The following is a 24,976-nucleotide window of genomic DNA, read 5'->3' as shown; positions in this document are numbered from 1 at the left end:
ATGAAGGGATATCGGCTTTTCTTGTAAGTTTGCAGGTTTTTTAAATATTTTGTTGAATTTACTATATATAACGAAAATTAAGGGGGAGAAGCATATGGCATACTTGGTTGAACGGGTAGAAAACTTGAATTCATTGGATATTACAGAACTTGTACAAGAAAGTGAAAAGGAAGGATATCGTTTCGTCACCCGCCTTGTGAATGAATTTGAGGACGGCACCAATACATTCAATAAGCCGGGGGAAGTGTTATTCTGTGTCAGAAACAATGCAGGCTCCATAGTTGCCATTGGCGGCATCAATCAATCACCTTTTTCACAAGAAATCGATGAAGGACGTCTACGAAGATTTTACGTACTTGATGAAGTACGACGGAATGGGGTCGGTACGTTATTGCTGCAATCAATTATTGATCATGCGAAACATCATTTTAAAGAAATTACGGTTCGGACAGATTCAGCGAAAGCTGATGCATTCTATCGAGCCGGCGGTTTTTCATTCGACGATTCCGCTTCTGAAACCACGCATATTTTACGGTTCGGTTAGGAGGGAATCAAATTGCATAAAGATTACATGGAACATGGAAATAAAGAAGGTCCGCTCCTCGTGTTCATTCACGGGGGCGGTGTTGGGGGATGGATGTGGGATAAGCAAATAGCCTATTTTAAGGACTACCATTGTCTTGTTCCCACTTTGCAAGGTCATGGGGATAGAAGTAATGAAACTTCCTTCTCTATTCGCGAAAATGCATTAGAAATAATTCAGTTAATTGAACAAAAGAAAGGTAAGAAAGACGTACATATTATCGGTTTTTCAATAGGGGCTCAAATCTGTTTGGAAATCGTTAGTCTTGCACCGACCCTAATTAATTCCGCAATGATTAACAGTGCGGTTGTCATACCAATGAAGTACATGATCCCCTTACTTGCCCCAACGATAAAGATGACATTTCCACTAATCAAAAATAAGACATTTGCGAAAGCTCAAGCGAAACAACTGTATATGGATGGCGAGCATTTCGAGAAATATTATGAAGAAAGCCTGAAAATGAAGTCCTCCACGCTTATTAATATTCTCAAGGAAAATATGTCGTACTCACTTCCTGCCCACTTTCCGAAAAGCACTGCCCGAGTATTAGTAACTGCCGGAGAAAAAGAGAAAGGACTTGTGAAAAAGTCCGTTTGGGAAATCGTTAAGGGGAATGAACATTTTGAATCTTTATTCGTCCAAGATATTGGGCACGGTTTTCCGGTAGCTAAACCGGAATTGTTCAATCACATATTGGAAGAATGGATTGTGTATCAAAAAGTACATAAGTTGTAGTGGAGGGAAAACAGTTGGGGAAATGGAAAGTATTGAACAGCGAATATACATATAAATCGCCGTTCGGAAATTTGAGGAACGACACTTGTCAAATGCCAGACGGAACGGTTATTGAAAATTATTACGTGAATGAGTATGCCGACTGGGCGAACGCAATCGTATTGACGGAAGAAGAAGAAATCGTTCTTGTACAGCAATATCGCCATCCTGGAAACGATTTTTATTTAGAAATACCTGCAGGGAAAGTTGAGGAAGGCGAAACGTATGAGGATGCAATTCGACGTGAAGTGCGTGAAGAGACTGGATATGTTTCGGAGCAAAAGCTGATTCCTTTAGGGGAGTTCATGGTCAATCCCGCAACACAGACGAATAAGGTCATAACTTTTTTAATGCTTGGCGCAAAACGTACATATGAACAAGTGTTGGATGAAACGGAAGTTCTGGAAGTAAAACATTTCCCATTTGCTAGCATAGGAGAAATGATTCGAAACAAGGAAATCACACAGTTGTTTACAGTAACCGCCTACCAGTTAGCAAAAGAATTTATTAGAAATGGTAGGGATAAAGATTGAAAAAGAAATATACTCACGCACTCGTCATTGGTGGAACAGGTATGCTCGCGGGTGTATCCATCTTCTTAGCAAAGGAAGGGTATTCAGTTTCTGTCATTGGTCGAACAGATACAAAGTTTAAACGATTGAAAGCAGATAGTCCTCCTGAATCGATTTTTCCAATCCAAGTTGACTATCACTCAGAAGATCTATACACAGAAGTCGGAGAAGCAATTGCCGACCGAGGACCATTTGATTTGATTGTAAGCTGGACACCTAATTACCGAGCGCTTGAACAGATATGCGAAATGAATGATCAAGCGACATCGTTCCGCTTCATTCATGTAAAAGGAAGTCGGCGCTATTTTGAAGATGAGGAAATCCATACCCCTACAAATTGCACATATGAAAAAGTGTTCTTAGGCTTTGTTATCGAAGGGGAAACATCCAGATGGCTGACAAATGATGAAATTTCATACGGTGTCATTCAACAAATAATGAGTATGGGTGATGAAAGTATTGTCGGCCAGCTCATACCCTATAGCGCAAGGCCCAGGTAGAACGGAGAGTGTAGCAAATGCTAAAACGTAAATACGGCAGTCGGTATGATTGGAAGCGGATTGTGGAGAAAGGATATGCAGAAAAATATATTTCCACACCGCAATTCACAGGATATGTCACTCTGCTAGAAATGAATAATGTAGCTGCGCCACTGTACATGACATATAAGGGAAGGGAAGTCTGCATCGCGGATAAGGGATACAGTTGGCTGCAGCATTTTCCGGATGGAAAGCATTTTTCCATGACGACGGTTTTTGATTCAACCAGACAAGTTGTCCAATGGTATATCGATATTTGCAGAGAGAATGGCTATTGTCTCACGAATGGTCCATGGATGGATGATTTGTTTTTGGATCTGATCGTACTGCCAAATGGGGAAATAATAGAGAAAGATATTGACGAATTAGAAGAAGCGCTCAACAGCGAAGTCATATCAGAGGCCGGATTTGCACTTGCGTGGACAGAGTTTGATCGCATTAAAAAGTTGGTAGCTGAAAACAGCTTCAATCTTCTTGAACTATCAAAAGTTCACTTCGATGATATTTCTACTAGCAATGCATTGGAGGGCTAAGTATTGAACCGACTTTTGCTCATAACCATTTTTGTATTTCTTAGCCTAACTGGCTGCTCCAGCATACAAGAGGCCTACAAGGGAAATCCGACACCGAAGGATTTTCTATCTCATGACAATGCCGATATTTTTATGTATGAAGGAATTGTTTATTCCAATGTTGAAGGAGTCGAATGGGTGCTCGAGTTGGATTATACAATTGGTGAGCAGGTACTAGAGATAAAAAAACAGAAAAAGAAGGCTTTCGGATTCCGAAATGGAACTGCAAATAAGCTTCCTATTGGTACCGTTATCTATGAAACAAATACACCAGTCTATATTGTAATTATTAATGGCGAGGAAATTCCTTATTTAGCAATGATTGAAGGATAAGAAAGGGAATGAAAGATGGAGAAAGTTAACAAAGCTATTTTAATGAGAAGTGAAGGAAAACTCACTGAATCGAATGAAATACTACAGACAATGGCAAAAGACGATCCGAAAAGTGCCGAGATCAACTACCAATGTGCATGGAGTTTTGACGTCTTGGGAAAGGAAGCAGAAGCTGTTCCCTATTATGAAAAAGCGCTTCAATTGGGGTTGAACGACGAAGATGCCTTAGGTGCAATTATCGGACTTGGCAGTACATATCGGATATTGGGGAGTTATAAAAAATCAAGGGCTGTCTTTGAAAGGGGACTTGCGCGTTTTCCTGAAAACAATGCGTTGAAGACGTTCTATGCAATGACCTTATATAACGTAGGAGAACATGTAAAAGCAATGGAGATTCTGCTCACTTGCCTTGTCCACACTTCAAACGATCCGGACATCGCCTCTTACAATAGGGCGATTGGTTTCTATGCGGACAAGCTTGATAAGACATGGTAGATATTCAAATAAAAAGGAATGATTACATTGGAAAAGAGATTTCAAGTTACAGAGATAGAACGAGAAAAAGTGTTGAGAAATTATTTTAGAAAAGGATTGGGCGGTCCGCTTGAAACGTTTCCAAGCAGAGACAAAAGGAAGTACATCATTGCCCAAGAAATAATTAAGCGGTTTGAAGTTGGAAAAGTTTATTTGGAAAAAGAAATAAACGCGATTCTTAAAGAGATTCATCCTGATTTTGCGACCATTCGACGTTTTTTCATCGACTATGGCTTCATGAATCGTAGCGATGATGGGAAGGAGTATTGGATTGGAAATAAGGAAGCCGGATAATAGAATGATTCAGACTAATGATGGCATCATCCGTATTATTCAGGAAGACAAATGGATGATGGATATTTTACGGAGTGCGCAGTCTTTGAATTTACCCGATTGGTGGGTGTGTGCGGGTTTCGTGCGATCGAAAATCTGGGATGTGCTTCATGAATTCAATGAAAGAACACTTTTGCCAGATATTGATGTAATTTATTTTGATGGATCTAATGTAAATGAAGCAATAGAAAAACGTTATGAAAATAGATTAAAACAACATCATCCTGGTATTCCGTGGTCTGTGAAAAACCAAGCCAGAATGCATACTGTGAACAATGATTATCCCTATTCGTCATCCACCGAAGCAATAGCCAAGTTCCCTGAAACAGCCACTGCATTAGGCGTGCAACTCGATGAAGACGGAAGGGTAGTGCTGACTGCACCGCATGGAATTGAAGATGTCGTCAACTTCCACATACGGCCAACACCATACTTTAGTGAAACAAAAGAGCAGATGGAATATTATCATCACCGAATTCGAAAGAAGAATTGGCAGTCGGTATGGCATAAGGTTGAACTATTACAAATGGAAAAGTAGTAAGGGGAGTATTCCATGAAATTCACTATAAAGAATTCATTGTTTACAGCAATCGTGTCAGAGCTACATAAAATATGTTCGAGTAAAAGTCTGCTTCCAATCCTGTCTGGAATTAAAATCGAAGCAACGCTAGACGGGATAGTGCTAACAGGCGGCAATTCGGAATTATTCATTGAAAAGAAAATCCCGTTTCACATAAATGAGGAAACTGTCGTTGAAGTTCATGAAGTAGGAAGTGTAGTCGTATTGTCCAAGCACTTTTTGAACCTCTTAAAGAAAATGCCAGACGACATAGAAATATCGTCTAGTAATATGGAATCAGTACTCATCAGGTCCGGTGATATTGTAACGAGACTGAATGGATTACGTGCAGCCGATTATCCAAAACTGCCGGAGATCAAAATCCTTCACTATGGTGATGTTGCTATTACTTCATTAAAAGAAGTGATCAAGCAAACGATATTTGCTGTCTCTAAAAGTGAAACGAAGCCGGTGCTTACAGGTGTTGAGATGCGGTTTGAAAAGAACAAACTTATTTGCACCGCAACTGACTCCCACCGCCTATCGCGAAAAGAAATACCAATCACTTTTCCCGAAGGAGTTCATTCAATCGTTGTTCCAAGTAAAAGCTTGATTGAAATTCTACAGTTGAAAGGATCCAGCCTTGCCACTGTACATATTTCGATAGCGAATCATATGATTGTGTTTTCCACAGAAAACACGGTTTTGTATTCCGTATTAATTGAAGGGAACTATCCGAACACCCAATCATTAATCCCGACAGATTTTGTGACACAGATCACGATGAAAACGAAAACATTGATAGCAGGGATAGACCGTGCTTGCGTTTTCTCCGAAGAATGGAAGCATAACAATGTACACTTGGCTCTGATCGACAATGGTATTTTAAAAATATCAACAAACTCGGCAGGAATCGGAGTGATTGAAGAGCAACAAAGAATTAGCAATTTGGATGGAGTACCGACAATTGATATGACTTTTGACGGTCGGTTTTTTCTTGAAGCCATAAAAGGGATACAGGAAGAACAGGTGACAATCAGTTTTTGCGGAGTGATGAAACCGGCGGTCATTCAGCCGGAAAATGATGCATCATATATGCAATTGATTTCACCGCTGCGAACATAATACAGGGGGCTTGGACATGGGCTATATTGAAGAATTGCGGAAGTTAGTTGGACACCGGCCATTGATATTCGTCGGTTCGGTTGTAATTGTTATTGATGAAGAGGGTCGGTTATTGCTGCAACAGCGGAAGTTTCCGGAGGGAGCTTGGGGAATTCCAGGCGGGCTAATGGAATTAGGTGAGTCTACGGAGGACGTGGCGAGGCGTGAACTTTTTGAGGAGACTAGACTGCAAGTGGATGAACTGACATTAATCAATGTTTACTCTGGCCCTGAACATTTTATTCGAGCAGCAAACGGGGATGAATTTTATGTCGTGACAACCGCTTATTATGCAGAAAATGCAATAGGGGATTTAGTGGTCGATCAGGTTGAGTCCATTACATTCAACTATTTTCATCCTCATGAGTTGCCCGACACCATCGTTACAAGTCATAAGGACATATTGGATGAATTTTTATCAAAGCATTATTCATTTTTGACTGCAGTTAACTAAAGTATAAAGGAGATGTATGAATGAAGCAGTGGACGAAGGAAATTGAGATTAATGCGCCGATTGATCATGTTTGGAAGTACCTTGATGGCTCGCTGGAAAACATGCAAAAGATTATGCCGCAAGTTGTTTCGAATGAACCCGTCACCGTTACTGAAGGAATGGTTGGGAGTATTTATTTGCAGAAATACAAAGAAGGCAAGCGAGTAATGGAGTATGAAGTCGAAACTCTCGATTATTTAGATACACCAAATGAAAAAAAGATGAAAGTCGGCTTTACGCTCGGTGGTATGTTCGAGATAACAGCTGGTTATGAACTTGTTAAGATTGATGAAGGAAGAACTAGATTTATTTATACTACTACAAACAAACCGCTGAAATGGTTCGTAAAGCTATTTTTACTATTTGCAAATGATAAAGTCGTTGTTGATTTTGTGGAGCGGGTGAAAAGGGTTGCAGAAAATGGGGAGGACAACTAATGAATCAAGCTGCAAAGGAATATTGGAATGAATTTTGGGGAACGAAAGAACGTCCTGTATTAGTCAGTGCGTGGAAGTTTGGCGAAGCGGCGGATGAGCTAGCTCAATCTGTAATTGAAGGAAAGAAGACGGCGACTTGTTCAGCGCATGTATTATATGAACTGGAGAATGAACCAATGCCGGTAATTGAGGAATACAGTATTATCCTAAATAGCCGAGAAGAGCCTGTCGCAATTATTAAAACGATAGATGTATCCGTCATGCCGATGAATGAAGTGACGGAAGAGTTTGCTTTGGCGGAAGGAGATGGGTCGTACCGGAATTGGAGGGAGATCCATGAACGCTACTTCAAAAGAGAACTGGACAAGGTTGGACTGGAGTTCACCGATGATTTACTGCTTGTCTGTGAACGATTTGAGTTAGTAGACGTAAATGATAAGAGCGGACGAATGAATAGTAGATTACTAAGGGTTGGGACCTCGTATATTCCTGTGTCTAATGTTGAACGGGCTGCTGAGTGGTATGTAGACAAGCTGGATGCGGAATTAACTTATCAGGACGAAGACAAGGTGATCATGAATTTGGCTGATCAAAGTTTCTTTCTCGTTATGGCGAAAGAAAATGAGACGGCCAACTTTTTAGATGCATATGGGAATGAGCGGTTTTCTCTAACATTTGAAGTTGATGGGGAAGAGTCTTTAAAAATGCTGCATGAAGAATTATTGGGTCGCGATGTGAAGGTCGGAGAAATTGAAAAACGGGGACATGCAGGTATCAATTTTGTGTTTTCGGATATAGACGGGAATCAATTTGATGTATGGAGTGAATTGAGTCCAACTTATAATAAGGATAGATAATGGCTATGGGGTATATTAGCGAATTGCGAGAACTAGTCGGATCTCGACCACTCATAATGGTAGGGGCGAATGTAATAGTAGTTAATTCAGAGAATCAAATCCTTTTACAACTACGGACGGATAACAACTGCTGGGGATTGCCGGGAGGTTCTATGGACCTCGGAGAATCCTTGGAAGATGTGGCAAAGCGAGAGCTCTATGAGGAAACGAATCTAATTGCAAACGAGCTTTCTTTTTTCAACGTCTATTCCGGTAAGGAATTTTATTATCGTTATCCACATGGCGATGAAGTGTACAACTTTGTAGCCACATATATTTGTGATAAAAATAAAGGTGAATTAATGGCGGAGAAAAATGAAGTATCGTTTTTGCAATTCTTTTCGATATATGATTTACCTAGTAACATAAGCCCGCCCGATTTGCCGATTCTCACTGAATATAATCAGATCCAGAGGGTGCAATAGAGTGCTTAGTTACGATTATGGGGGATAAGAAAATGGAATGTTTCATTTGTAAAAAACACCTGGGAGAATTAAAAACGGATGGTATCACCATCTATGAAGATGATTTCGTATTCGTTGGCCATATTGATAATAATGGAGAACCCGGTTATTTGGGACAACTAATAATTGATCTGAAAAGGCATGTCCCGACACTTGGTGATATGACGGAAGAAGAAGCAGTTGTCTTTGGGCGTATGATGGCACGAGTAAGCAAGGCACTTATGGTGACTGAAGGGGCGGAGCACATTTACTCTCTCGTCTCCGGAAATTCTGTACCTCACTTGCATATGCATATAGTTCTGCGATATCCAGGTACTCCTAAACAATATTGGGGACCGATGTCGGTCCGGGCTTGGTCCGATGCACCAATAGGGGGGAATCATGAAATAATCGCGCTGTGTGAACGGGTGCGCTCGTGCTTGGAGAAAACCAATGCGCAATAGGTTTTCTTGGGTTGGTAGTGAAAGGGATTTTATCGACGAGAAAAATGTTTGCTCGATTGATCGTGTGAAGGTCGGACGATCCGGTGGAAATTCTTCCGCTGGACAGTATAAGAATGAAGATGGCTGCATTGTTTGGGTAGGAGAGAACTGGGAATTTGCAGCGATTTTAGATGCGCATTACAGTGCTGAGAGTGCCGAACTGATCATCCGTACATTAGATGAGTTTCATCATGAGCTTATAAGATTGATAGCTAAGCCGGGATTTCACGATTTGCAAGAAAAACTTCTATCCATCTTCCAAAGTGACAAATTTCTTGATCAATGCAAGAAGGTTAAAGGCGAGACGGCTTGTCTAATCTGTATTCGAAAAGATAACTATCTATGGTGGTTTTCTGTCGGAGATTGCGTAGTGTACGTTTTTCATCCTGATTTCATTGCGCTCAACCAATTTCAATTGAATCAGAGGCAGTTCTATGAGTGGATTGGTCAAGTGAATACTTTCGATAAAGCCGTTCCATGCTTCTCTTCAGGAATTCGGGAATTAAGGAAAGGTGTAAATCGCATCTTCATGACGACGGATGGCTTACTTGAATGTCCGGGGGAGCCCTATTCGAATCCGATTGATTTAGTGAAAAAATTGGATGGGGAACAACTTGAAGACGTGTTTTCTTTAATTCTGACTAAAATTGAAAAGAATAATGTAAGAGACAGCACGACTATGATTGGTTGGACAGTTAATATCTCGCAGCAAGGTAGCATTCCAAGTGATGTTGTTGAAAATTAATAAAATATAATAAAAGCCTAATTTCTTTAGTAACTAAGAAATTAGGCTTTTGTTTGATGTTTCGCTCTATGATACAAGTTTAAGACCAACGGCTGCACCTAACACCATACCTATAAAAACAAGTCGTTTCCAGTCTCTTGCTTCCCAGAAAAACACATAGATTTTCAGAGCTGGATATAGTATGGCACATAGTATCAGATTCGGTTATGCTTGGTTTACAAGTTTTGTATTGAAGTCTAAAACAGTTGGCAATAGTGAAGGTAACGAATAGAAAGGGTGGCAAAATGAAAATAAATCAATTAATCGCGAATAATATTAAACGATTGGATGCAGATCTTCCGGAAGATAAACCGTTAGGCATTGCAGGATTATCCGGATCTGGAAAAACAACGTTCAGTCAAACAATTGGAGAAGAATCGAAGAAGCGACTTGTCTCCTTATTACCAAAGGCCGAATATCAGTATTTATTCCCAAATATTATGGAAACGAATTTCAGTGCAATCAAAATGGAAGAGATGCCTCTAGTGCTGTTTCTCGGAAGATCATCCATTTCTTCAAATCCACGTTCAACGATTGGTACACATACTGGCGTTTTTTCGGAAATCCGTGCCTGTCTTGCTGATAAATTTAATCTTTCACCGGAAACATTTTCATTCAATAATGAATTAGGCTGGTGTCCCAAATGTAAAGGACGCGGAAGTACGAGTAATGTCGAATGTAAAACATGTTCCGGTAAACGGTATAATAAAGAAGTTGAGCAATATACAATTGAATTATCCAATCAACCACATACAATTTCAGATATTAATAACTTGAGCGTTGAAAACATTCTCTCTCTAGCCGAAGAATTACATATTAGTGAAGCGAAACAACTGATCCTCGAAAACATTATCAATATGAATATTGGATACTTAACGATAAATCGGATTATGGGTACATTGTCTGGCGGTGAATTAACACGTCTATACTTGGCTGAGTTCATGGCAGCAAGTGAAAATACCGTTATAATCATTGACGAAATATCAGTCGGTCTTGACCGCCAAACGCTATTAAAAATCTTAGAACAGATTAAGAAGCTGGGCTATAAAAATCAAATTTGGCTCATCGATCATTCTGACACTGTGCTCGATATAACGGATGATCAATTGTTCTTTGGACCGGGAAGTGGTAAATACGGCGGAAAAATTGTAGAGAAATCACCGCGTCCACAACCTGTTTTTCAGGAGTTGAATGAGGAAAATCCTACGGAAACTTATGTATTTAAAGATCTATACTGCCGTAATATTCAAATGGCTGAATTTGAGATTCCGAAAAATAGACTTGTGACAGTCACTGGTGAGTCTGGCTGCGGTAAATCTACACTTATTAATGAATGTGTAACGAAAGATTTTGTAAAGCGATATCCGAAAGATAAATTGGTCGTGGTAGGGCAAGACCGGAACCAATCGATAACGAGCAGGTCGACTGTTGCAACGTTTCTTGATATTAAACAAAAACTCAACAAGTACAGTGACGAAATTGATGATATTTTTGAACGGTCGATTGAAGATATTATTGATGAACTGCCAAATGAAGACATCGCGCATAAACGTTTGAGCTTATTGATCAAGCTCGGACTCGGTTATTTGACGTTGGAAAGAAAGACACAGACATTATCGACTGGTGAATTTCAATGTGTTCACTTAGTCTCGGAGCTGTTTGCCAACTCAAGAAAACCGCATACGCTTTTTATCTTTGACGAGCCATCAAAAGGTTTATCCCAAAATATTTTAAACCAATTCATTGATAGCATTAGACTAATTCTGCAAGATGAAACCGTTTCAATCATCATGATTGAACATAATGAATATATGATGGAAAGCTCGGATTACATCGTGGATTTTGGGAAGAGGAAGAGTGAGCCTGTTACGCATTTAGATGTTGTTAGTCATGATGACCATTACAAGAATAAAAACAAGGAAGATATTGAGCTGCCGTCGCATATTTCATCTACTCTTAAACAGCAAAAGGGCATCTCTTATTTAACAGAAACCAATATCGCCTATTTTAAAAACGCAGAGAACATCTATAAAGGCGGCATTCTAAAAAGCTTGTCATCAATGGCTCGGTTGATTTACGGTGAATATGAATCAGAACAAATCGCACCTGTCATAGCCATTGATCTTGAAAGACATTTATATAGCCAATATAGTTTTCTCTATGAGTTAGGTGGTCTCATCAACCATATCGTGGCGGCGCATCCGACGAATAAAGATACGAGAAGCTTCGACTTCTATAATAAGGACAATCATTGTCCATCATGTTCGGGGCGCTTGCAGATTGAAGTATTTGATAAAGATCTTGTCATTCAAGACAAAGATGTTCCATTCTGGGATGGTTTACTCCATACGGATGTAATGGAGGTGCTAAAGTTTTATAAATACGAAAAGCTGGAATTTCTGTTTGAGGAAATTAAGAATGAGTTAGGTCATGACCTGACGAAGAGCTACAATGAGATGTCAGATAAAGAAAAGCACACATTTTGGTACGGATATTTTGAGAAGTCGTTTTATGATAAGGAAGGCAAGACACGGAGAACATGGGTAGGTTTTAATACGATCCTTGGGATGTATATATTCGTATCAAAATCAATCATTAAAGAGAAAATGAAAGCTTCTAAAGAAATGATTACATGTCCAATTTGTGAAGGGACAGTATTAAATCATCGTAAATCGCTTACATTTGGAGTCATGGATATTCGTGAAATAATTAGACATCCGATCAAGGAAATATTGAAAATTGTAGGAGAGTTGCCTGTCCTCATCAAATTGAAATCGATTGTAGGCGGCGACATGATTTTAACTGAAGATGTCTCCTTGCTTCCACGAGAAACCCAAGTCGCTCTGAAAATGTTCGAATTGGAACAAGCAAGCTTTACTGGTTATGAAATGGTATTGCAAAATGTATTGCCATTTTGGGAAACAATCAAAGGCAATATCGAATCGATCAGCAGCAATAACAAAGTGACAATCTGTGATTTCCCAAATGTGAAGGAAACAAGAGAAACGATCATCGATAAGTATTTCACAAATGGTAAATATAAAAAACTGACATATGTCTATGAGACTTTCGGTTACAAAAAGTTAATTACCCAAATAAATAAAATCAGGAAGGCCAATCCATGTCCTTTCTGTAAAGGTAAAAAAGTGATTTCAGAAGATAATCTGCACGATGGCGTTTTTAAATTAACGATTCCTTGTGTAAGCTGCCATGCAACTGGCATCAATGAGGAAGGTCTTAGTGAAGTCGTCGAGGGAACAGACGTACAAACATGGCTTTTAGGCAAGGTAAGTGATGTATTGGATGAAAACCTATATACAGAAGCTGTTGCAGACATCCCCATTTTTAATCGTATCCGCGAGTTGAATAAACGGGATATGATGGCGGTTTATGAATGCCTGGAGCAAAATAATTAATTTTACTTCGATCAATAAAAATGACGCCCCTACACCAGACTATCTGGTGTGGGGGCATTCTGTTACGATCACAAATTTTTCTTCTTTTTAGCTTTTCGCAGCTCTGCGAATTCCTTGGCAATCTCCTCAGTCATATTACTGGGTTTAATTTTCTGGTTTTTAGGTGTCTGTGGTAAGGAACTGGTATTATTTCCACCTGTTTTATTATTATGGTTATCTCTTCCCACAATGATCGCTCCTTTCAAATTGACATCCTACATACTATGGCTTTCCGACTTTGTTTTATGCCGAAACGGGCACATTTCACATCCCGTTGAATATGCTGAACATGAACGCCAATAATGACTTGGAGGCAAGATGAATGAATAACATGACTAATGGTTATTGGGAAGGCCATTGGCAAAATCCTAGGTATCGTAGCATTTCATTGGATCAAGCAATTGATATCGCCTTGAAACGTGTGCCGGGTGAGGTCGTCAAGGCTGAATTGGATTTCGATGATGGAGTATTGCTCTATGAAATCGACATCCGTACAAATCAAGGACTCAAATACGAAGTGAAAGTAGATGCAGTATCCGGGCAGGTCCTGAGAGTGAAATTGGATTAAATCTAACTGACTTATTGCCGAACCTCCCGTTTTAGATCGGAATGGATAGGGTATGTTAAGTAACAGCATACGTATGAGGAGGTTCGGGATATATGTCACTTAGTGAAGAACTGCAAAAGTTGAAGGAATTTAAATGTGATTCCCGTTGTGTGTTGAGTGTGTACTTGAATACGAACCCTGCAGATCCGGAACAGCAAAATGGAGCATGGAAAATCCATCTGAAAAACGGTTTAAAACGTATCTACGAGTATTTGGAAGCTTCCCAAGATGAAAAAGAGATCAAAGCGTATAAAAAACTGAAAGAAAAAGTGACGAAGGAAATTGAAAATAATCAAAACGACTTGAATAAAGGGGTCGTTATTTTTGCGTCTCTAGATCCAGAATTATGGTCCGTCCATTATGTGCAAGTTCAAGTAAAGACGAGCTTCCATTGGGAAGACCATCCTGTAGTAGAAGAAATGGAGTATATGTTAAAGGCCTATCCTGAGGCAGGCATCATCTTGACGAGCTTTGGAGATGTGCGTATTTTGGATACAGCGATGGGCTTTGTCAATGACGAGAAAACTTATGAATTCGACTCGGGTCTGGAAGTATGGAAAGAACAACAAAGCGTGCGCTCATCTTTGCAACGTGGGTCTGGAGGAGGCCAAAGTGATGGCCTTGATGATCGTCTAAGAGAAAACCTTGAACGCTTTTACAAAGAACTCGGCGTAACTGTAGAAAAGATGAGGAAAGAACGTGACTGGAAGGAATTATACGTAGTTGGCGAAGCGGAACTGGCAAACTCATTTGCGAAAACGCTTCGAACCAAGCCGAACAACTGTATTTATAAAAACCTGAACAATGTCGAATCGAAAAAAGTGCTCCATCAAGTATTTGAAAAATAATATCATTCTAAAGCCGTTCCTTTTAGAGGGACGGTTTTTTTCGTACAGATACATATGATTGAACATATCATAGAGAAAACGATTGATGGGAGGTTGAACTATGGGTTTATTTTTTAATAAAAAGAGCCATTCAGATCTATATAAAGGCGATAGTATTGCCGAGAGGAACCAATCCATTTATCGAACTGACTCTATATCGGAGTCGATAATAGAACAGAAGAAATCATTCGACATGATGAATGAAAAATACACCGAAATGGAAAAGCAACTACAGAAACAAAGAAGGATTCAATCCGATAGATGGAGAATGACAGGAATCCGGTTCGAGGAAATTCTGGATCATCAATCGCAACAACGTCAGTTTGAACAGGAAGCGATTGGAACATTGGAACGTTTGGATCAAAAACATAAAGAGCTTCAAAAAATGCTCGAGAGCAAGAGGAAGATGAATGAAGAGCTCGTTGAACAAATCAATATGCTGAACCATTCGAACGCGGAAATTGCTGAGCGGTTAGAGAAATTTGATATCGATCAAGAGAAGCTTCTAACGAAGATGAATGCACAACTTGAAAAACAAGATCAATTCTCCCTCTCGTTGGAAGAGCAAAAGACGGTACAGACTCAAATGGTGGAGCGGATGGAACAGCATGAAGGGGTGATCGATAAAATGATCAGGCAAGTGGATTTTTTGAGGTCAGTCATTTTTGAAAGATCACACTTCATAGCTGAAAAAATCGACAAGAGCTACCAGCTCACAACAACTTATATGAGTAATTTGAGAGGGAAATCCAATCATACTGGTTCGAACTGAATTGACTAAATTCCTCTTTCCCCTTGTGGCGGTTGATATGAATAAAGGGCCTGCCTACAACAGGCATCATTCTAACACCTGTTCAATATAATAAAGGGGAAAGGGGGACGGAAAATGAATGAAAAAGACAAGGAAGGACTGGCTGCAAATGAGCAAGCATCAGAAGAGGCCAAGCTGCAAGTTAAAGCGGAAGGAGATAAAACATCAATCGGACTAACAGAGAATGTGGGAGGGCTTCTCTGTTACATCTTTATTATCGGTCTTATTTTTCTTTTTTTGGAAAAAGAAAACCGGTTCATCCGATTCCATGCCTTGCAATCCGTTTTTACGGCAATTGCCATCTTCCTGATCAGCATCATACTGGGATTCATTCCTATATTTGGAGTTATTGCAAGCCTGGTGTTAAGCCCGCTCGCATTCGCACTGATGATCTTTATGATGTACCAGGCATATCAAGGCAACTATTTTAAACTACCATTCATTGGGGATTTGGTAGAAAGTCAATTAGAAAAGCCATGATCTAAAAGCCGCTCCGAAAAAGTTACCCGGCGCGGCATTTTTGTATTCACTTAATAACCCGACCCACCCAAGAGAATGATGAATATCCAAAAGAAGACTTTCATCCCCAGTGTGATGCACCCTAAAACGATGCCGGCAACCGCCATTCCTTTGCCATTTTGCATTTTATTCCCCGAGACACCGAAGATGATAGCTAGGATGCCCAAGAGGTAAGGAATGATAGGAATCAGGTTCAACACGACTCCCAAAATCCCTAAAACAAGTGCACTGATTGCCATGCCATTTTGCTGCTGGTGTTCATTTTCCGTCATTTTCACCCCCACTAAGATAGCGTATGCAATGGGTAATGCGAATTTGAATGAAACAAATGATTAAATATTCAAACGAGATGGTGAAATGGCATTCTTTCATAAGTATTGAAATGTTATACTATAATGTGGATGGTGAATAGATTAGTAGCCTAGGAGGAATAGTATAGTATGATACCTTTTTCAAAACCGACAGTGGAGCAATTTTTCCGGACGTATACGATTACGAATTTCGCTGTGAACAACGATGAAACGAAGCTTATCTTTAATACGAATTTGAATGGAAAAATGAACTTATGGGCATTGGACTTGCCTGGTTCATTCCCGTATTTGTTTGCTCATCGGGACGAGTCGTGTAATTTTATCAAGTTTGATCCTGAAAATCGGTATGTTTTAGCTGGGTTTGATAGTGACGGTGATGAAAATTTTCAAATCTATTCGATTCCGTTTGAAGGTGGTTTGCCCCAGCCGTTGATCACTGGAGGGTCGGATGAGAAGTTCTACTTCAGTCATTTGAGCGATGACGGAGAAAGAATCTACTATGTGACATCGTTGGATAATCCGATGTATTTAAATACGCATATGCGCAATTTGGAAAGTGGTGTGGATACCCTATTAAATATCGGGGAAATATCACCTACGCAACTTGCTGCAGTTTCGGATGATGAGGAGAAATTCGTCTTTTCGAGGGCCTTCGCAAACACGTATGTTATTAGCTTCGTGAAAATTGGCGAAGACACATTCAATTTAACGCCGGATGCTTCGAAAGTGCATGTCGCGGGTGATCCAGTGTTCACGGATGACAACACGATTTATTTTGTGACAGATTTTGAAAGTGACTTTACCTATATTGCCAAGTTTGATTTGATGACAAAATCCTTTTCAAAAGTGTTGGAAGTAGAGGGGGAAAGCGTACAGACGATCAAGTTCAATAAGGACAACGGGGAATTTTATTTCATCACTTCTAAAGGTGTTGGAGATAAGTTATATCGCTTCTACCTTGAGAATGGAAAGCTCGAAGAAAGCACATTGCCAGTTGATGTAATTGATCAAATGCGATTTGCCAAGTCAGGAAATCTATATATTTTAGGTCGCAGTGCGACAGTTCCTCATAACATTTTTAAATCAACTGATGGACAAACGTGGGAGCAATTAACGGAAAATAGGGTGTTAGGTGTCAGCCAGGAGGGGATGGTGGAACCTGATATTGTATCCTATAAATCTTTCGATGGATTGGAAATCGAGGCCCTTTTATTTAAAGCAAAAGAGGAAACTGCGAATGGCTACACAATCTTCTGGCCGCATGGAGGTCCTCAGTCGTCTGAACGCAAAATGTTCCGTTCGATGTTTCAGTGCTTCTTGAATAGGGGTTATACTATTTTCGCACCGAACTTCCGAGGAAGCACAGGCTATGGCTCGGAATTTACGAAAATGGTTGAACAGGATTGGGGAGAGGGACCACGCCTAGACTGCTTGGCGGGAATTGAGTGGCTCTTTGATAATGGCATCACGGATCGTGATCGTCTATTCCTTGTTGGTGGCAGCTACGGCGGCTATATGGCATTGCTGCTGCACGGAAGACATGCCGAGTACTTCAAAGCGGTTGTGGACATTTTTGGCGTATCCGATTTATTCACATTCGTCAATTCCGTTCCGCCCCACTGGAAGCCAATCATGGAGCGCTGGTTAGGAGATCCGGAGCGTGATAAGGAGCGATTCATCAAAGATTCACCAGTCACTTATCTCGACGGAATGGTAAAGCCAATGCTTGTCATCCAAGGCGCGAAGGACCCGCGCGTCGTGAAAGAGGAATCCGATCAGATTGTTGCGAAGTTGACAGAACTTGGCCGCGATGTTGAATATCTCGTTTTGGATGATGAAGGACATGGCTTCTCGAAGAAGGAAAATGAAATTAAAGTATACAGCCAGATGTTGGAGTTTTTGGAGAAGCATCAGAATTGATTTGCAGAAAAGCTGTCCGCAGTCGCTTGACTGACGGACAGCTTTTACTATGGAGAGGGAAGTCTACAATCAAACTAAGCTAATATACAAATGATCGTAAATCGTTGCCAGTGATCATAAAGCGTTGCGAGTGATCATAAATCGTTGTGAGTGATCATAAAACCTTGCGAGTGATCATAAATCGTTGCCAGTGATCATTAACCGTTGCAAGTGATCATAAATCGCTGCGAGTGATCATAAACCGTTGCAAGTGATCATAAAACCTTGCGAGTGATCATAAACCGTTGCGAGTGATCATAAACCGTTGCAAGTGATCATAAATCGCTGCGAGTGATCATAACCGTTGCAAGTGATCATAAAACCTTGCGAGTGATCATAAATCGCTGCAAGTGATCATAAAACCTTGCGAGTGATCATAAATCGCTGCAAGTGATCATAAAACCTTGCGAGTGATCATAAACCGCTGCGAGTGATCATGAAACGTTGCAATTGATCATAAACCTAGAAAAGTGTTTAATCCCAATCCCTTCTCTGCAAATCCTCAGCAACTAACTGTAAATCATCAGCAGAAATCGTCAGCACTTCATAATCGCTCGTTTCCGCAAATTTCAGCGCCAGTTTCTTCATGAATTTCGGAGAACCGTCATTCTCCTCATCGTACACAATCAAAATCGCATCGGAATTCCGCAACAAAAACTTATCCCGTTCAATGAATTGCCAAGGGGCTTCGTAAGGACGTTTCGTTAAACTGACGGAGTAATCCGCATGGGCAAGGATGAATTGATACGCTTCCTTTTTCGCCTCGTTCCAATTCTTCTCCTGTTCCTGAAAGGGAGTAATAATCGCGAACTTCAAGTCCGGATAAGTGTCTTTTAAGTCGATCACCGTTTCAGCAGCCCACGTCTCAACTCCTGGCTGTCCGCTGACGATTACCCATTCCAGGCCACTATCAAGTAGGGGAGTCAATCGGTTTTCCAACGCCTTTTTTATAATGCCAATGCCCGGATGCTTATCATTGAAGATGCCTAATTCATGCGCTTTATAGCCTGTAATGACAAGTCTTTTGATCATTTATTCATACCTTCAATCGCGGATTGCGCCAACTTTGAAATGACCATATCATCCATTGGGGGATTATGTAATCCAGCGCGGATATCCCGATAATAGCGTTGCAATGGATTCGACAGCTCTAAACTTTTCGCACCGACAAGACGCATCGCTTGATCGACAATGCTAATGGCCGCATTAGTCACGATGTGCTTCGCTGCGCCTAATTCCTGATTCATCGACTTGCGCCGTTCCGGGTTATCGTAAGCGGCTGCTACACTGTATAAAAAATGCCTTGCTTTCATCAAATCCAAATCGATCTGTCCGATATGACTTTGCACATTCGGCAATTCGGAAATCGTCCCTGCAATGCTGTTCGGACTATATTCGATAGCAAACTTCACTGCATAATCACGTGCTGCTTGCGCAATTCCTAAATAGCAGGCTGGTATATGAAGAAGCCAGCCGTTCAATTTGTCTCCGCGTCTGCCTTTACTGAACTCAACGAAATCATCCTCACTTACTTTTACATTATCCAAAACGAGATCATGACTTTCCGTACCTCGCATCCCAACCATATTCCAAGTCTCTTTGATTGATACACCTTCACTTGATTGATCAACGAGGAAGAAGCCGATCCCTTCCCGTTCTTCTACCCAGCAAGAAACGAGGGAATGAGTGAGGACAGGCGACATGGAAGTGAAGTTTTTCTGGCCGTTAATGACCCAATGCCCATCTTTTTTGACTGCCGTCGTTTGTGGACGACCACCGCGAGTCGGGCTGCCTGTTTGCGCTTCACTTGCTGCACGGTTCACTAATGCCCCTTTCAAAATTTCTTTTGCAAACCGTTCCAAATTGTTCTTATCCCATAGCTCATTCGCATAAAGGTCGCCGACAACGCCTTGATGCCAACCGATGGATAGACCGGTTGCTCCATCAAAGGAAGCGATCGTCTCCTGCATCAATATCATGTCGGTCACGGTCATTCCACCTCCGCCATATTCCTTCGGAAGTGCGAGGGTTGTATAGCCCATTCCAACAAGGGATTGTATATTTTCTTTAGGAAATTTAGCAAGTCGGTCCGTCTGTTCAGCCGAGTTTCGAAATTGTTGTTCAAGTTTGCTTAATTTATCCATCCATTCCCTTTGCAAATCCGTTGTTATGAAAAGCTCCTTTGCCATATAGACACATCCTTTATTGACATTGTCGTTAATGTCTATTATACGTGACACATGATAGTTTGTTTGGAAATTGATTTGATAGGTTTCTTGCCGAATGTTTAGTTTCCCCTCATTTTAGGAACAGTTATGAGAGACGATAAATGAGGAGTGATTGAAATGGATGCGAAAAAAACCGCTCGTAAAATCCTGGATGAAAGCTATGTCGGAACGATGGCGACTGTACAACAGGGCAAGCCTTTCAGCAGGTATATGACATTTTTCACCGAGGATTTTACGCTCTACACGGCAACTTCAAAAAAGACCGACAAAGTGGATGAACTTGAGCAGAATCCGAATACGCATATTTTGATCGGCTATGATGGGGAAGGTTTTGGAGACGAGTACCTCGAAATTATGGGAACCGTAACGATTTCCGACGAGGAAAGCATGAAAAAGAAAGTCTGGAATGAGCATATGAAACCGTATTTTACTGGACCTGAAGATCCGGACCTTGTCATATTGAAAGTAACCCCTGATTCCATGCGTCTGATGAATAAAAAGGGGGAAGACCCCCAAGATATTCAATTTTAAAAAGACAAACCCCTCGCCAATATTTGGCAAGGGGTTTGTCTTCAATCATTCAATTTCAAGATTGCATAATTCAACAGGTAATTAAGACCGATTTGCAATTCAGAAATGGGCATTGCCTTTATATCCTTATAGCTTAGCTCCTTTTTCTTCTCTCCCCGGTACTTTGCGAGTCCCATCAAGCCGTTTACGATCCATCTGGCTATTTACTATAAAAAGTTCTATTATACCACTTCCTGTTACAGTACATAGTTCCCTTTAACTATATAATAAAACAAAATAACAGACGGTAGTATACGGAATAATAAAAAAAGTATTGATTGTATTCATGATACGGTATAATGATACAAAATTCAGTGGTGACACTAGGAACGAAGTGAGTGATTGAATGAAACAACGTGAGCAATGGACCTCGAAAATTGGTTTTGTATTAGCGGCAGCCGGGAGCGCCATCGGGCTGGGCGCTATTTGGAAGTTTCCTTATATGGCAGGCACGAACGGCGGAAGCGTTTTTGTATTGCTATTCATTATTTGTACATTGGCGATCGGATTGCCAATTCTGCTGGCTGAATTTGTAATCGGGAGAAGGGGACAGAAAGATGCTGTCACTTCATTAAAGAAACTGGCACCAGGTAAGCCGTGGTTTTTAATTGGGTGGATGGGGTTACTCAGTTCTTTCATCCTATTATCATTTTACAGTGTAGTAGGTGGGTGGATCCTATCCTATTTGGCAAGAGCATTATTGTTTTCTCTTGATGTTGCCGATTATGGAGGACTCTTCAATGCGATCATAGCGAATCCAGGTGAAGTGCTCATTGCACAGGCAGTGTTCATGATTTTGACTATATGGATTGTCCAAAGCGGCATTAAGGGCGGAATAGAGCGCGCGAGCCGCTGGATGATGCCTTTGCTTTTCATTTTCTTCATCATCTTGGCGATTCGTTCATTGACATTAGAAGGGGCAATGGAAGGCATCCGCTTCCTATTCGTGCCGGATTGGTCGTATTTGACCGGAAAAACATTGTTGCTAGCACTTGGACAGGCATTCTTTTCGTTAAGCGTAGGAGTTACAGCGATGATGACGTACGCATCCTATTTGCCGAAAGAGGAGCGCCTTGGCCAATCTGCTTTCAATGTGTCCATTTTGAATATTTTCATCTCGCTGCTCGCGGGCATTGTCATTTTTCCGGCCGTATTTGCACTCGGGCAATCTCCGGCAGAAGGTCCGGGATTGATCTTTGTCGTATTGCCGGCAATCTTCAATGAAATCCCGTTCGGTGGATTCTTTTTGATTCTGTTCTTTATTTTATTATTATTCGCGACGTTGACATCATCCATCTCCATGTTGGAAATTGTTGTTTCAACGGGGATTAGAGAGAAGTTGGAACGGAGACGGACGGCAGCTTGGGTATTTGGATTATTAATTTTCATCGTCGGTATTCCGAGCGCGTTATCATTTGGAGTATTATCCGATGTGAAACTGCCTGGGGGAACTTTCTTCGACTTTGCAGATATCTTAACAAGCCGAATCGGATTACCGATAGGAGCATTGCTCATTTCTTACTTTGCCGGCCATGTGTTGACAACGACGGAAACCGATGATGAGCTGCGAATGAACCCATTCATGAATCATACATGGAAGTTTATCGTACGTTTTATCGCACCGCTTGCCATCGTCGTTATTTTTATCGCATCATTTATAGGATAAAACCCTTAAAAGCATCTCTTCGTACTGAAGAATGCTTTTTTCTTTTGAGGAGATTTGGTTTTTAGTTTAAGTAGTATAAAAATAGACAGATGATGGGGAAAGTATCAAAACTACAAAGACGAAGACCGAGGATGGAGGTTCAAACGAAGGAAAATCAATATCAAATGGAGAACTAAATAGGAAATAGACTTGGAGGAGAGATTTCATGGAAGTAAAAACGATTGCCACATTTGAATATGAAGTTGTTCAAAGGGAGTACGAATTGATTGGACAAAGTATAACAGCGAATTTTCCAGAATCATTCCCGGATGCGGCTATGAAGGTTCATATGGAGTTTGAAAAGCGGTTACATGAAGTTGTGAATTGCAAGGATAGGAATGTTTTAATCAGTCCGTATATGAGCAATGACATCGTTGCAACCTATTTTGCATGTGTAGAAGTCGATTCGCTTACTGACATTCCAGAAGGCATGATCGGATTAAAACTTCCGATGATGAAGTATGCAAAAATCAGCTGTTCCAATAAAACGATCGATCAAGGGTATTCAAAGTTATTTGCGTGGATGGGGGAGAATGGATATAAGCCAAATTTGTATGACCGATCGTTTCCTATTGAGGTATTCTACCTCGAAGAAAATGCAGAGGAAGAAGTCGTAGAAATTCTAATACCAATGCAATGATTACAAAACCGGCTATCTTTTAAGGTTGCCGGTTTTTTACACTTGTATATATAAGCATATAATTATATGATACTGACGAGGAGTGAGGATAAATGAAAACAACAGAGTCGATTGATTTACAAAAAGCATCGCAAATATTTAAGCTTCTCGGGGATAAAACGAGGCTGACGATGATGAAATTGCTTGAATCACATGATTGCTGTGTGTGTGAATTTGTCGCAATCTTTAAGATGAGTCAGCCGGCGATAAGTCAACATCTACGTAAATTAAGGGATATCGAATTGGTGAAAGAAGAACGTAGGGGACAGTGGATCTTTTATTCAATCAATCAGGAACACGAAGATTATCCATTGATTTCTAGCGTCCTTAAACACTTGCCAGATCAAGGAAGTTCCATTGAAGAGTTGGAGGCGCAAGGATTACGTATTTGTTGTGAATAAGGAGGAAGTCATTTGTATTTAGTAATAACTGCGTCACTGATTTTTATCATTACGCTCATTTTCGTTATTTGGCAGCCTCGAAACCTTTCGATTGGATGGTCTGCATGTGCCGGGGCAATTATTGCATTGCTGCTCGGCGTTGTTGACTTCGGGAATGTGCTCGATGTCACGGGCATTGTTTGGAATGCAACACTCGCTTTCATTGCAATCATCATCATCTCTTTAATACTCGATGAAATCGGCTTTTTTGAATGGTCTGCCTTACATATGGCCCGGTTAGCCAAGGGGAGCGGGCTGCGCATGTTCGTTTATGTCAGCCTTCTCGGTGCGATTGTGGCTGCGTTGTTCGCGAATGATGGTGCGGCACTCATCTTGACGCCGATAGTTTTAGCGATGGTTCGGAATTTGAAGTTCAGCGATAAAATGATATTCCCATTTATCATTGCAAGCGGATTTATCGCAGATACGACATCATTACCTTTAGTTGTGAGCAACTTGGTCAATATTGTTTCAGCCGACTTTTTCGGCATCGGTTTTGCCGAATATGCTTCAAGGATGATTGTTCCGAACTTATTTTCATTAGTCGCGAGCATTCTTGTCTTGTATTTGTTTTTCAGAAAGAGTATTCCTGGAAAGTATGATGTCGCCGAATTGAAAGAGCCGAAACAAGCAATCAAAGACCACAGGATGTTCCGGCTTTCTTGGGGAGTCCTCGGCATATTGCTCGTCGGTTACTTCTCAAGTGAATTCATTGGGCTTCCGGTGTCTTTTATCGTAGGAATAGTAGCCATCTTCTTCTTAGTCATGGCGAAGAGAAGCCCAGCAGTTCACACGAAACAAGTGTTGAAAGGGGCACCTTGGGCGATCGTTTTCTTCTCAATCGGCATGTATGTTGTTGTCTATGGGTTGAAAAATGCCGGTTTGACAAGTGTCTTGGCGAATGTCATTCAACTGGCCGCTGACCAAGGTCTCTTTGCCGCTACGATAACAATGGGCTTCATAGCAGCATTTTTATCATCCATTATGAACAATATGCCGACAGTCATGATTGATGCACTCGCAATAGCTGAAACGAATACGACAGGAACGATTCGGGAAGCGCTTATCTACGCGAACGTCATCGGGTCGGATTTAGGCCCTAAAATTACGCCGATCGGTTCACTCGCAACGTTGCTATGGTTGCATGTCCTTTCACAAAAAGGGGTGAAGATCGGGTGGGGGACTTATTTTAAAGTCGGAATCATTCTGACGATCCCTACACTTTTCATCACTCTTGTCGGATTGTACGTCTGGTTATTGATTATCTAATATTGGAAAAGGAA

At 40.8% G+C, this 24,976-nt stretch carries 31 protein-coding genes and 2 pseudogenes; 28 read left to right on the top strand and 5 right to left on the bottom strand.

Annotated elements, in window-relative coordinates; genetic code table 11:
* Window positions 1-94 precede the first annotated feature (94 nt).
* The 17 genes and pseudogenes from M3152_RS10215 (at window position 95) to M3152_RS10135 (ending at window position 9,483) form a co-directional block, all read left to right on the top strand.
* Window positions 95-544 (top strand): GNAT family N-acetyltransferase, encoded by a 450-nt coding sequence (locus tag M3152_RS10215; protein WP_251695014.1) that lies wholly within the window; start codon window positions 95-97, stop codon window positions 542-544.
* Between the two features lie 12 nt (window positions 545-556).
* On the top strand, window positions 557-1,321 hold the full coding sequence (locus M3152_RS10210; RefSeq protein ID WP_251695013.1) for an alpha/beta fold hydrolase: 765 nt from the start codon (window positions 557-559) through the stop codon (window positions 1,319-1,321).
* A gap of 14 nt (window positions 1,322-1,335) precedes the next feature.
* On the top strand, window positions 1,336-1,893 hold the full coding sequence (locus tag M3152_RS10205) for an NUDIX hydrolase (RefSeq protein ID WP_251695012.1): 558 nt from the start codon (window positions 1,336-1,338) through the stop codon (window positions 1,891-1,893).
* Window positions 1,890-2,432 carry a short-chain dehydrogenase gene (locus tag M3152_RS10200; RefSeq protein WP_251695011.1) on the top strand — a complete coding sequence of 181 codons (543 nt, stop codon included), beginning with the start codon at window positions 1,890-1,892 and terminating at the stop codon, window positions 2,430-2,432. Before M3152_RS10205 ends, M3152_RS10200 begins: the two co-directional genes overlap by 4 nt.
* Window positions 2,433-2,449: 17 nt before the next feature.
* Window positions 2,450-3,004, top strand: coding sequence for a DUF402 domain-containing protein (locus M3152_RS10195; RefSeq protein ID WP_251695010.1), 555 nt, complete (start codon window positions 2,450-2,452; stop codon window positions 3,002-3,004).
* Between the two features lie 3 nt (window positions 3,005-3,007).
* Window positions 3,008-3,376: a hypothetical protein gene (locus M3152_RS10190; RefSeq protein WP_251695009.1), complete on the top strand. Its 369-nt coding sequence runs from the start codon at window positions 3,008-3,010 to the stop codon at window positions 3,374-3,376.
* 15 nt (window positions 3,377-3,391) lie between these two features.
* Window positions 3,392-3,871, top strand: a complete 480-nt coding sequence (locus M3152_RS10185; RefSeq protein ID WP_251695008.1) for a tetratricopeptide repeat protein — start codon at window positions 3,392-3,394, stop codon at window positions 3,869-3,871.
* A 27-nt stretch (window positions 3,872-3,898) separates the two neighbouring features.
* Window positions 3,899-4,204: a DUF2087 domain-containing protein gene (locus M3152_RS10180; RefSeq protein WP_251695007.1), complete on the top strand. Its 306-nt coding sequence runs from the start codon at window positions 3,899-3,901 to the stop codon at window positions 4,202-4,204.
* Window positions 4,205-4,208: 4 nt separating this feature from the next.
* A complete protein-coding gene (locus M3152_RS10175) occupies window positions 4,209-4,781 on the top strand; it encodes a nucleotidyltransferase family protein (protein WP_251695316.1) in 573 nt (190 codons plus the stop codon).
* 15 nt (window positions 4,782-4,796) lie between these two features.
* Window positions 4,797-5,927: a DNA polymerase III subunit beta gene (dnaN, locus tag M3152_RS10170; RefSeq protein WP_251695006.1), complete on the top strand. Its 1,131-nt coding sequence runs from the start codon at window positions 4,797-4,799 to the stop codon at window positions 5,925-5,927.
* Window positions 5,928-5,943: 16 nt separating this feature from the next.
* The gene (locus tag M3152_RS10165; protein WP_251695005.1) at window positions 5,944-6,420 is read left to right on the top strand and encodes an NUDIX hydrolase; all 477 of its coding nucleotides are present in this window, start codon (window positions 5,944-5,946) and stop codon (window positions 6,418-6,420) included.
* Between the two features lie 20 nt (window positions 6,421-6,440).
* The gene (locus M3152_RS10160; RefSeq protein ID WP_251695004.1) at window positions 6,441-6,896 is read left to right on the top strand and encodes an SRPBCC family protein; all 456 of its coding nucleotides are present in this window, start codon (window positions 6,441-6,443) and stop codon (window positions 6,894-6,896) included.
* Window positions 6,896-7,336: pseudogene (locus M3152_RS10155) on the top strand (ASCH domain-containing protein); the annotation flags it as partial. The gene M3152_RS10160 and the pseudogene M3152_RS10155, both read left to right, overlap by 1 nt.
* 9 nt (window positions 7,337-7,345) lie before the next feature.
* A complete protein-coding gene (locus tag M3152_RS10150; protein ID WP_251695315.1) occupies window positions 7,346-7,753 on the top strand; it encodes a VOC family protein in 408 nt (135 codons plus the stop codon).
* A gap of 5 nt (window positions 7,754-7,758) precedes the next feature.
* Window positions 7,759-8,217, top strand: coding sequence for an NUDIX hydrolase (locus M3152_RS10145; RefSeq protein ID WP_251695314.1), 459 nt, complete (start codon window positions 7,759-7,761; stop codon window positions 8,215-8,217).
* A 32-nt stretch (window positions 8,218-8,249) separates the two neighbouring features.
* Complete coding sequence (locus M3152_RS10140) at window positions 8,250-8,699, top strand: HIT family protein (RefSeq protein ID WP_251695003.1); 450 nt, start codon at window positions 8,250-8,252, stop codon at window positions 8,697-8,699.
* A complete protein-coding gene (locus M3152_RS10135) occupies window positions 8,689-9,483 on the top strand; it encodes a protein phosphatase 2C domain-containing protein (protein ID WP_251695002.1) in 795 nt (264 codons plus the stop codon). The genes M3152_RS10140 and M3152_RS10135 overlap by 11 nt, the downstream gene beginning before the upstream one ends.
* A 66-nt stretch (window positions 9,484-9,549) precedes the next feature.
* On the opposite strand, the pseudogene M3152_RS10130 reads toward M3152_RS10135, so the two are convergent.
* Window positions 9,550-9,639: pseudogene (locus M3152_RS10130) on the bottom strand (QacE family quaternary ammonium compound efflux SMR transporter); the annotation flags it as partial.
* A gap of 128 nt (window positions 9,640-9,767) precedes the next feature.
* Between M3152_RS10130 and M3152_RS10125 the strand changes: the two are divergent.
* A complete protein-coding gene (locus M3152_RS10125; RefSeq protein WP_251695001.1) occupies window positions 9,768-12,938 on the top strand; it encodes an ATP-binding cassette domain-containing protein in 3,171 nt (1,056 codons plus the stop codon).
* A gap of 68 nt (window positions 12,939-13,006) precedes the next feature.
* Here M3152_RS10125 and M3152_RS10120 read toward each other — a convergent pair whose 3' ends face one another.
* Entirely contained in the window at window positions 13,007-13,165 is a 159-nt protein-coding gene (locus M3152_RS10120; RefSeq protein WP_251695000.1) for a YfhD family protein, read from the bottom strand.
* 134 nt (window positions 13,166-13,299) lie between these two features.
* Here M3152_RS10120 and M3152_RS10115 point away from each other — a divergent pair, with 134 nt between their 5' ends.
* The 4 genes from M3152_RS10115 (at window position 13,300) to M3152_RS10100 (ending at window position 15,762) form a co-directional block, all read left to right on the top strand.
* Window positions 13,300-13,545 (top strand): PepSY domain-containing protein, encoded by a 246-nt coding sequence (locus M3152_RS10115; RefSeq protein ID WP_251694999.1) that lies wholly within the window; start codon window positions 13,300-13,302, stop codon window positions 13,543-13,545.
* A gap of 92 nt (window positions 13,546-13,637) precedes the next feature.
* Complete coding sequence (locus tag M3152_RS10110; RefSeq protein WP_251694998.1) at window positions 13,638-14,432, top strand: VLRF1 family aeRF1-type release factor; 795 nt, start codon at window positions 13,638-13,640, stop codon at window positions 14,430-14,432.
* Between the two features lie 100 nt (window positions 14,433-14,532).
* Window positions 14,533-15,243: a hypothetical protein gene (locus M3152_RS10105; RefSeq protein ID WP_251694997.1), complete on the top strand. Its 711-nt coding sequence runs from the start codon at window positions 14,533-14,535 to the stop codon at window positions 15,241-15,243.
* 114 nt (window positions 15,244-15,357) lie between these two features.
* Window positions 15,358-15,762 (top strand): DUF4870 domain-containing protein, encoded by a 405-nt coding sequence (locus M3152_RS10100; protein ID WP_251694996.1) that lies wholly within the window; start codon window positions 15,358-15,360, stop codon window positions 15,760-15,762.
* Between the two features lie 50 nt (window positions 15,763-15,812).
* On the opposite strand, the gene M3152_RS10095 is transcribed toward M3152_RS10100, so the two are convergent.
* Window positions 15,813-16,073, bottom strand: a complete 261-nt coding sequence (locus M3152_RS10095) for a DUF4190 domain-containing protein (RefSeq protein ID WP_251694995.1) — start codon at window positions 16,071-16,073, stop codon at window positions 15,813-15,815.
* 168 nt (window positions 16,074-16,241) lie between these two features.
* Between M3152_RS10095 and M3152_RS10090 the strand changes: the two genes are divergently transcribed.
* The gene (locus M3152_RS10090) at window positions 16,242-18,032 is read left to right on the top strand and encodes a S9 family peptidase (protein ID WP_251694994.1); all 1,791 of its coding nucleotides are present in this window, start codon (window positions 16,242-16,244) and stop codon (window positions 18,030-18,032) included.
* A 513-nt stretch (window positions 18,033-18,545) separates the two neighbouring features.
* Here the strand turns inward: M3152_RS10090 and M3152_RS10085 are convergent.
* Window positions 18,546-19,103 carry an SLOG family protein gene (locus M3152_RS10085; protein ID WP_251694993.1) on the bottom strand — a complete coding sequence of 186 codons (558 nt, stop codon included), beginning with the start codon at window positions 19,101-19,103 and terminating at the stop codon, window positions 18,546-18,548.
* Window positions 19,100-20,260: an acyl-CoA dehydrogenase family protein gene (locus tag M3152_RS10080; protein ID WP_251694992.1), complete on the bottom strand. Its 1,161-nt coding sequence runs from the start codon at window positions 20,258-20,260 to the stop codon at window positions 19,100-19,102. Before M3152_RS10080 ends, M3152_RS10085 begins: the two co-directional genes overlap by 4 nt.
* Before the next feature lie 156 nt (window positions 20,261-20,416).
* Here M3152_RS10080 and M3152_RS10075 point away from each other — a divergent pair, with 156 nt between their 5' ends.
* The 5 genes from M3152_RS10075 (at window position 20,417) to M3152_RS10055 (ending at window position 24,962) form a co-directional block, all read left to right on the top strand.
* A complete protein-coding gene (locus M3152_RS10075; protein WP_251694991.1) occupies window positions 20,417-20,830 on the top strand; it encodes a pyridoxamine 5'-phosphate oxidase family protein in 414 nt (137 codons plus the stop codon).
* A 385-nt stretch (window positions 20,831-21,215) separates the two neighbouring features.
* The gene (locus tag M3152_RS10070; protein WP_251694990.1) at window positions 21,216-22,535 is read left to right on the top strand and encodes a sodium-dependent transporter; all 1,320 of its coding nucleotides are present in this window, start codon (window positions 21,216-21,218) and stop codon (window positions 22,533-22,535) included.
* A 205-nt stretch (window positions 22,536-22,740) separates the two neighbouring features.
* Window positions 22,741-23,214: a GyrI-like domain-containing protein gene (locus tag M3152_RS10065; protein WP_251694989.1), complete on the top strand. Its 474-nt coding sequence runs from the start codon at window positions 22,741-22,743 to the stop codon at window positions 23,212-23,214.
* A gap of 92 nt (window positions 23,215-23,306) precedes the next feature.
* The gene (locus M3152_RS10060) at window positions 23,307-23,654 is read left to right on the top strand and encodes an ArsR/SmtB family transcription factor (protein WP_251694988.1); all 348 of its coding nucleotides are present in this window, start codon (window positions 23,307-23,309) and stop codon (window positions 23,652-23,654) included.
* A gap of 12 nt (window positions 23,655-23,666) precedes the next feature.
* Entirely contained in the window at window positions 23,667-24,962 is a 1,296-nt protein-coding gene (locus M3152_RS10055; protein WP_251694987.1) for an arsenic transporter, read from the top strand.
* Window positions 24,963-24,976 lie beyond the last annotated feature (14 nt).

The organism is Sporosarcina luteola, from assembly GCF_023715245.1.
Classification (GTDB): domain Bacteria; phylum Bacillota; class Bacilli; order Bacillales_A; family Planococcaceae; genus Sporosarcina; species Sporosarcina luteola_C.
Note: the sequence above shows the minus strand (reverse complement) of the source record. Positions and strands in the feature narration are given on the sequence as shown.

What these genes read in the sequence shown, in the direction of transcription:
- M3152_RS10215 (WP_251695014.1), top strand. Translation starts at nt 95, where the DNA reads ATGGCATACTTGGTTGAACGGGTAGAAAACTTGAATTCATTGGATATT.
- M3152_RS10195 (WP_251695010.1), top strand. Translation starts at nt 2,450, where the DNA reads ATGCTAAAACGTAAATACGGCAGTCGGTATGATTGGAAGCGGATTGTG.
- M3152_RS10185 (WP_251695008.1), top strand. Translation starts at nt 3,392, where the DNA reads ATGGAGAAAGTTAACAAAGCTATTTTAATGAGAAGTGAAGGAAAACTC.
- M3152_RS10175 (WP_251695316.1), top strand. Translation starts at nt 4,209, where the DNA reads ATGATTCAGACTAATGATGGCATCATCCGTATTATTCAGGAAGACAAA.
- dnaN (WP_251695006.1), top strand. Translation starts at nt 4,797, where the DNA reads ATGAAATTCACTATAAAGAATTCATTGTTTACAGCAATCGTGTCAGAG.
- M3152_RS10165 (WP_251695005.1), top strand. Translation starts at nt 5,944, where the DNA reads ATGGGCTATATTGAAGAATTGCGGAAGTTAGTTGGACACCGGCCATTG.
- M3152_RS10160 (WP_251695004.1), top strand. Translation starts at nt 6,441, where the DNA reads ATGAAGCAGTGGACGAAGGAAATTGAGATTAATGCGCCGATTGATCAT.
- M3152_RS10150 (WP_251695315.1), top strand. Translation starts at nt 7,346, where the DNA reads ATGAATAGTAGATTACTAAGGGTTGGGACCTCGTATATTCCTGTGTCT.
- M3152_RS10145 (WP_251695314.1), top strand. Translation starts at nt 7,759, where the DNA reads ATGGGGTATATTAGCGAATTGCGAGAACTAGTCGGATCTCGACCACTC.
- M3152_RS10140 (WP_251695003.1), top strand. Translation starts at nt 8,250, where the DNA reads ATGGAATGTTTCATTTGTAAAAAACACCTGGGAGAATTAAAAACGGAT.
- M3152_RS10135 (WP_251695002.1), top strand. Translation starts at nt 8,689, where the DNA reads ATGCGCAATAGGTTTTCTTGGGTTGGTAGTGAAAGGGATTTTATCGAC.
- M3152_RS10125 (WP_251695001.1), top strand. Translation starts at nt 9,768, where the DNA reads ATGAAAATAAATCAATTAATCGCGAATAATATTAAACGATTGGATGCA.
- M3152_RS10115 (WP_251694999.1), top strand. Translation starts at nt 13,300, where the DNA reads ATGAATAACATGACTAATGGTTATTGGGAAGGCCATTGGCAAAATCCT.
- M3152_RS10110 (WP_251694998.1), top strand. Translation starts at nt 13,638, where the DNA reads ATGTCACTTAGTGAAGAACTGCAAAAGTTGAAGGAATTTAAATGTGAT.
- M3152_RS10105 (WP_251694997.1), top strand. Translation starts at nt 14,533, where the DNA reads ATGGGTTTATTTTTTAATAAAAAGAGCCATTCAGATCTATATAAAGGC.
- M3152_RS10100 (WP_251694996.1), top strand. Translation starts at nt 15,358, where the DNA reads ATGAATGAAAAAGACAAGGAAGGACTGGCTGCAAATGAGCAAGCATCA.
- M3152_RS10095 (WP_251694995.1), bottom strand. Translation starts at nt 16,073, where the DNA reads ATGACGGAAAATGAACACCAGCAGCAAAATGGCATGGCAATCAGTGCA.
- M3152_RS10090 (WP_251694994.1), top strand. Translation starts at nt 16,242, where the DNA reads ATGATACCTTTTTCAAAACCGACAGTGGAGCAATTTTTCCGGACGTAT.
- M3152_RS10085 (WP_251694993.1), bottom strand. Translation starts at nt 19,103, where the DNA reads ATGATCAAAAGACTTGTCATTACAGGCTATAAAGCGCATGAATTAGGC.
- M3152_RS10080 (WP_251694992.1), bottom strand. Translation starts at nt 20,260, where the DNA reads ATGGCAAAGGAGCTTTTCATAACAACGGATTTGCAAAGGGAATGGATG.
- M3152_RS10075 (WP_251694991.1), top strand. Translation starts at nt 20,417, where the DNA reads ATGGATGCGAAAAAAACCGCTCGTAAAATCCTGGATGAAAGCTATGTC.
- M3152_RS10070 (WP_251694990.1), top strand. Translation starts at nt 21,216, where the DNA reads ATGAAACAACGTGAGCAATGGACCTCGAAAATTGGTTTTGTATTAGCG.
- M3152_RS10065 (WP_251694989.1), top strand. Translation starts at nt 22,741, where the DNA reads ATGGAAGTAAAAACGATTGCCACATTTGAATATGAAGTTGTTCAAAGG.
- M3152_RS10060 (WP_251694988.1), top strand. Translation starts at nt 23,307, where the DNA reads ATGAAAACAACAGAGTCGATTGATTTACAAAAAGCATCGCAAATATTT.